The organism is Desulfobacteraceae bacterium, from assembly GCA_022340425.1.
In the GTDB taxonomy this organism is placed as follows: Bacteria; Desulfobacterota; Desulfobacteria; order Desulfobacterales; family JAABRJ01; genus JAABRJ01.
The window spans coordinates 24,591-30,769 of the sequence record JAJDNY010000075.1; the positions used below are offsets into that span (position 1 = coordinate 24,591).

Sequence of the window (6,179 nt, forward strand, 5' to 3'; positions counted from 1 at the left end):
GCGGGGGATCCCCGTCGCTTTGATCGGCTTGGGCCGGGAGGCGAGCATGCAGCCATTCAGGCCGCCGGGCGGCCGTCAGTTGAAAAACCAGGTGCGCGAACTGCTGCTCGGTCAGGATTTGGCCGCCGGTTTGGAGGCCCTGCAGCGGATCCCCCCGCGGCGGGTGGTGAACCCGTTGTTTTCCTTTTTTTACAGCCGCGACCCGCTGCTGCGCTGGCGCGCGGTCTCCGCCATGGGGGCGGTGGTGGCGGCCCTGGCGAATGAGGAGATGGAATCCGCGCGGGTGGTCATGCGGCGGCTGCTCTGGAACCTCAACGATGAGTCGGGGGGCATCGGCTGGGGCTCGCCGGAGGCCATGGGCGAGATCACGGCCCGCAGCGCCCCGCTGGCGGCCGAATTTGCGTCGCTCTTGGCCTCCTATGTGCGCCCCGACGGGAATTATTTGGAGCACCCCCTCCTGCAGCGCGGCCTGCTCTGGGGCCTCGGGCGCCTGGCCCATGCGCGCCCCCAGCTGATCCCGGATGTTGCCGAGAGCCTTGCGCCCTTTCTGACCGCCGCGGACCCGTTTCACCGCGGGCTTGCGGCTTGGGCTGCCGGGCCGCTGCCCCAGCGCCCGACCCGGGCGGCCCTGCTGGCGCTGGTGGATGACCCGGCGGTGTTCGTCTTCTACCGCGAGCCGGTGTTGACCGAGGCGGCGGTGGGGACCGCCGCGCGCGCGGCCCTGGATCCGGCCCGTCGGCAGCCGCTTGGCACGCCGATTCCGGCGGCGCGCCTGAAGCAGCTATGAAATGGACCCCCGAGGCGGAAGACGTCATCAAGAACGTCCCCTTTTTCGTCCGCAAGAAGGTGCGCTCCCGGGTTGAGCAGGAGGCCCGCCAGGCCGGCCTGGCAACCGTCGACCTGGCCACCGTGACCCTCGCCCAGCAGCGTTTTCTCAGCGGCCAGGCCTCCGAGATCCGGGGCTTTCAGTTGGACGTCTGCTTCGGTCCGCGGGGGTGCCCCAGCCGCACCCTACCGGTTGACGACCTTCAGCGCCGCATCGCGGCGCTCCTGGAGCAGGCCGACCTGTTGAGCTTCCTCAAGCGCCACGTGGCCGGGCCGCTGAAGTTCCACCACGAATTTCGCGTCAGTCTGGCCGAATGCCCCAATGCCTGCTCCCAGCCCCAGATCAAAGACATCGGGATTATCGCCGCCTGCACGCCGCGGGTGGCCGCGGCGGAGTGCTCGCACTGCGGGGCGTGCGCGGCGGCCTGCCGCGACGCCGCCGTGAGCGTCTTCGCGGATCGGCCGCAGCCGGTGATCGACCATGACCGCTGCATGGCCTGCGGTCAATGCCTGGCGCTCTGCCCCAGCGGGACCCTGGCGGCCGACCAGCAGGGGTTTCGGGTGCAGCTGGGTGGCAAACTGGGCCGTCACCCCCGCCTGGGAAGGGAGCTGCCCGGAATTTTCAGCGCCGACCAGGTGCTGGCGATCGCGGCGGCCTGCCTGCGGTTCTACAGGCAAAACAGCCGAAACGGGCGGCGCTTCGCGGAGCTGCTGGACGACGCGGCCTTTGAAGACATGGCGGCGCGCTTTGCCGCAAACGCGCCTTCATCGGAGCCCTGAACCACCCGCCGGCGGCCGGCTTCCCGCAAGTTTTTTATTGAATCCCCGAAAAAGAATCTGCTAATGTGGCACCCGCCGTTTTCACGGCCTGCCAGTCGCCCATCAACCAACCGCCAGAACAGGGGAAAAAATGAGAGTTCTCGTCAGCGACAATTTAGGTGAAGCCGGAATTCAACTTTTTCGGGAGGCCGATGGCATCCAGGTCGACGTCAACGTCGGGCTGGCGCCCGATGCCCTCAGGGAGATCATCGGGGATTACGATGCCCTGGTGATCCGCAGCGCCACCAAGGTGACCGAGGAGCTGCTGACGGCCGCCACGCGTTTGAAGGTTATCGGTCGGGCCGGGATCGGCCTGGACAACGTGGACATTCCCGCGGCCACCAAACGCGGAATCGTGGTGATGAACACCCCCACCGGAAACGTCGTGACCACCGCGGAGCACGCCATCGCCATGATGCTCGCCCTTTCGCGCAATATACCCCAGGCCACGGCCTCCCTGCGGGAGGGGCGCTGGGAGAAAAAGAAGCTTCAAGGGCGCGAGATCTTCAACAAGGTGCTGGGGGTAATCGGGTTCGGCAAGATCGGCTCGATTGTCGCGGATCGCGGTCGGGGGCTGAAAATGCGGGTGATCGTCTATGACCCCTTCGTGGCTCCGGAGCAGATTGAAAAGGCCGGCTTCGAAAGCGTGACCCTCGCGGAGCTCTACCGCCGCGCCGACTACATCACGGTGCACGTGCCCAAGCTCAAGGACACGGTCGGGATGATCAACCACGAGGCCTTCGCTCAGATGAAGAACGGGGTGATGCTCATCAATTGCGCCCGCGGCGGGATCGTCAAGGAAGCCGACCTGATCGAGGCCCTCAACTCCGGGAAGGTCGCCGGCGCCTCGCTGGACGTGTTCGAGACCGAGCCCCCGGGCGTCTGCCCCCTGTTTGACACCGACCGGGTGATCTGCACCCCGCATCTGGGCGCCTCCACCCAGGAGGCCCAGACCAACGTGGCCGTCGATGTGGCCCGCCAGATCATCGCCTTTCTCAAATACGGCACGATTCAAAACGCGGTCAACGTGCCTTCGGTCACCGGCGAGCTTCTGACCAAGCTGACCCCCTATCTGACGCTGGGCGAACGCATGGGGGCCCTCCAGGCCCAGATGATCGCGGGGCCCTTGAAGGAGATCACGATTTCCTACAACGGCGACTTCATGGGGCTGGATCTTTCGCCGGTGACCACCGCGATTCTCAAGGGGATCCTGGCGCATGCCGTCAAGGATGACGTCAACTTCGTCAACGCCCCGATCCTGGCCAAGGAAAGAGGGATCCGGGTGACCGAAACCAGCAGCGCCGACTCCGAGGACTATATCAACCTGGTGACTGTCCACGTGGTCTCCACCGAGATGGAGAGTACCGTGGCCGGCACCATCTTCGGCAAGAAGGACCCGCGGGTGGTCAAGGTCAACAACTTCCGCTTGGAGCTGATTCCCAGCGGGCACCTGGCCATCATCAACAACTACGACAAACCCGGCGCCATCGGCAGCATCGGCATGAAGCTGGGTGAGCACAGCATCAACATCGGGCGCATGCAGGTGGGGCAGGAGGAAAACGGTGATCAGCGCAACATCATCTTTCTGCAGACCGACACCCCCATCCCGCCTGCGGTGGTGGAGGAGCTCAAGGCCCTGCCGCTGGTCACCCGGGTGACCCCGCTGGAGCTGTGATGCCGGCCGCCGCCCGGGGCTGCTGCCAGGTCAAGGGATGGGCCATTTAAAACAGGAGCGACCTATGACGGACGACAAAAAAGGTTTCAGCGTGAAGGATCGCAGGATTTTCTCCGAAGAAACGCCTGCCGATGAGGCCTCCAAGAGCGCGTCGGGCGAGACCCGCCAGGAAGGCGAGGCCGAGGCGGCCCCCCAAAAGCCGCCGCCGCCGCCGGAGCAGGAGGCAGGGACCCAGCTGCCCGAAGTCAATTTTTCAACCTTCATCTTTTCGCTCAACTCCGCGACCCTGGTCCATCTGGGCATCATCGAAGATCCGGCCACCGGCCAGAAAGTCAGGAATCTGCCCCTGGCCAAGCAGACCATCGACATCCTCGGGTTGCTGGAGCGCAAAACCCGGGGCAACCTCTCCAGCGACGAGGAGGCCATGCTCCGGAGTATTCTCTACGATCTGAGGATGATCTACATCCGGGAGAAAGGGTAGCGGCCGGCGGCTGCCTCCGCCCCGCCGTTTGGCCCCGCCACCGTCGCCGTCTGGAGACTTCCGGAGGCTGCGCCACCGGGAGCCGTGCACACCAAGAAAGGACACCCCCATGAAATCCGATCCCGCCGCGACGCGTCCCGCGTTGCGCAAACCCTTCTGGCTGCCGGCTTTGGTGATCGGTCTGGTGGCAGCCGCACTGCTGCCGGCGCGGCCGGCCGGGGCCAGCACCCCGGCCGCACCCGGGTTTAACGTTCCACAGAGTTTCAGCGAATTGGCCGCCCAGGTCAGCCCCTCGGTCGTCAACATCCGCACCGTCAAGGTAACCAAGGGCGGCGGGCGGGTTTTTCGCCATTTTTTCCAGGGGCCCCAGGCACCCGGCGACCCCGATGACCCGTTCAAGGAATTTTTCGATAAGTTCTTTGAACAGGACCAGCAGCGCGAGTTTCGCCAGCGCAGCCTGGGGTCGGGTTTCATCATCGACAAACAGGGCTTCGTGGTCACCAACAACCATGTCGTCGAAGATGCCGATGAGATCCGGGTGATTCTCAAAGACGGTCAAGAGTTCGATGCCGAAGTGATCGGCCGGGACGCCAACACCGACCTGGCGCTGATCAAAATCAAGGCCGAAAAGGACCTGCCGATCCTGCAATTGGGTAGCTCGGCGGGGCTTGAGGTCGGTCAGTGGGTCGTGGCCATCGGCAGCCCCTTCGGGCTGGAGCACACCGTGACCGCGGGCATTGTCAGTGCCAAGGGGCGGGTGATCGGCTCGGGGCCCTACGATGATTTCATTCAGACCGACGCGTCCATCAATCCCGGCAACAGCGGCGGTCCACTGATCAACCTGCAGGGCGAGGTGGTCGGCATCAACACGGCCATCATCGCCGGCGGGCAGGGGATCGGCTTCGCCATTCCCATCGACCTGGCGCGCGGCGTCATCGAGCAGCTCAGACAGGCCGGGGTGGTCACCCGCGGCTGGCTGGGGGTGGCCATCCAGAACCTCAGCGAGGAATTGGCGGAGTATTACGGCGCCGGTGACCGCAAGGGGGTCCTGGTGACCGAGGTCTTCCCCGGGGACCCGGCGGACAAGGCCGGCATACGGGCCGGTGACATCATCCTGGCGGTGGAAGATCGGCAGGTTGCGGCCAGTCGCGATCTCACCCGCCTGGTCGCCGATCTGGCGGTGGGGCAGACCGTCGGCGTCAAGATCCTGCGCGAAGGCCGCGAGAAATCCCTGCGGGTGAAAATCGCCAAACGTGAAGAGGGGCAACTGGCCGCCGGCGGCAAGACGGTGCCCGATGAAAATGGCGACGCCGACGCCCTCGGCATTCGGGTCGGGGAGATCACATCGGAAATCGCCCGTCGCTTCAACCTCGAAAATATCCAAGGCGTGGTGGTCATGGGCGTTGAAAGCGGCAGCCCGGGGGAGGTGGCCGGCGTCCAACTGGGGGACGTGATCCAGGAGATCAATCACCAGAAGGTCGGCACCCCTGAGGACTACAATCGGATTATCGCAAAAAGCGCCCAGGGCGAGACGCTTCAGTTTTTCATCATGCGTCCGGCAGCGGGTTTCGTGGTGGTCAAAATCACCCCCTGACAGGCTCGGGCGCACCCATGGAGCTTTCCAACGACCTGCCGGAGCCCCTGGAGCTCCGGGCGCCGGCCAAAATCAACCTCTTCCTGGCGGTCACCGGCAGGCGCGCTGACGGCTACCACGAGCTGTTGAGCCTGATGTGCGCCATCGGCCTCTACGACCGGGTGAGCCTGCGCTTTGGCGGGCGCGGGATCCGGGTGTCCTGCGACCACCCCGCGGTGCCCGAGGACGATCGCAACCTGGTGCATCGCGCGGCCAGCCGTTTTTTCGACCGTCTGGGTGTTCTGCCCGGGGTGACAATCCGGATTGATAAGCGGATTCCGGTGGCGGCCGGCCTGGGCGGCGGCAGCAGCGATGCGGCCGCCGTGCTCGGGGGACTCAACCGGGCTTTCGGGCGGCCGTTCACATCCGAGCTGCTGCAGCCCATGGCGCTGGCCGTGGGGGCTGACGTGCCGTTCTTTCTCACCGGCAAACCGGCCCTGGCCACCGGCGTCGGTGAACACCTGGAGCCGGTGACCGGCCTGGTCCCCTACCATGTCCTGACGGTGTGCCCCGACCTGAAGGTTTCAACCGCGGCGGTCTACAAAAATCTGAATTTGGGATTGACAAAATGTGAAAAAAAACTTAAACAACTTCACTTAAAAACCGAGCGATTTGACGCGCTTCACTTTCTCTGCAACGATCTGGAAACCGTTACGATCCGTAACTTTCCGCAGTTAAATGAGATAAAAAAAGCGCTCCTCGGTCTCGGCGCAGCGGGTGCCCTGATGTCGGGCAGCGGCCCCACG

The 6,179-nt window shown here is 64.9% G+C and carries 6 protein-coding genes; all 6 read left to right on the top strand.

Annotation, left to right across the window (positions count from 1 at the left end; genetic code table 11):
• The first annotated feature begins 46 nt into the window (after positions 1–46).
• Positions 47–787: a hypothetical protein gene (locus LJE63_07175; GenBank protein MCG6906391.1), complete on the top strand. Its 741-nt coding sequence runs from the start codon at positions 47–49 to the stop codon at positions 785–787.
• A complete protein-coding gene (locus LJE63_07180) occupies positions 784–1,605 on the top strand; it encodes a 4Fe-4S dicluster domain-containing protein (protein ID MCG6906392.1) in 822 nt (273 codons plus the stop codon). Before LJE63_07175 ends, LJE63_07180 begins: the two co-directional genes overlap by 4 nt.
• A 130-nt stretch (positions 1,606–1,735) precedes the next feature.
• Positions 1,736–3,319: a phosphoglycerate dehydrogenase gene (gene serA, locus LJE63_07185; protein ID MCG6906393.1), complete on the top strand. Its 1,584-nt coding sequence runs from the start codon at positions 1,736–1,738 to the stop codon at positions 3,317–3,319.
• A 64-nt stretch (positions 3,320–3,383) separates the two neighbouring features.
• Positions 3,384–3,800, top strand: a complete 417-nt coding sequence (locus tag LJE63_07190; protein ID MCG6906394.1) for a DUF1844 domain-containing protein — start codon at positions 3,384–3,386, stop codon at positions 3,798–3,800.
• Positions 3,801–3,909: 109 nt separating this feature from the next.
• A complete protein-coding gene (locus LJE63_07195) occupies positions 3,910–5,394 on the top strand; it encodes a Do family serine endopeptidase (protein MCG6906395.1) in 1,485 nt (494 codons plus the stop codon).
• A 17-nt stretch (positions 5,395–5,411) separates the two neighbouring features.
• A partial coding sequence (gene ispE / locus LJE63_07200; GenBank protein MCG6906396.1) for a 4-(cytidine 5'-diphospho)-2-C-methyl-D-erythritol kinase occupies positions 5,412–6,179 on the top strand: 768 nt, incomplete at its 3' end.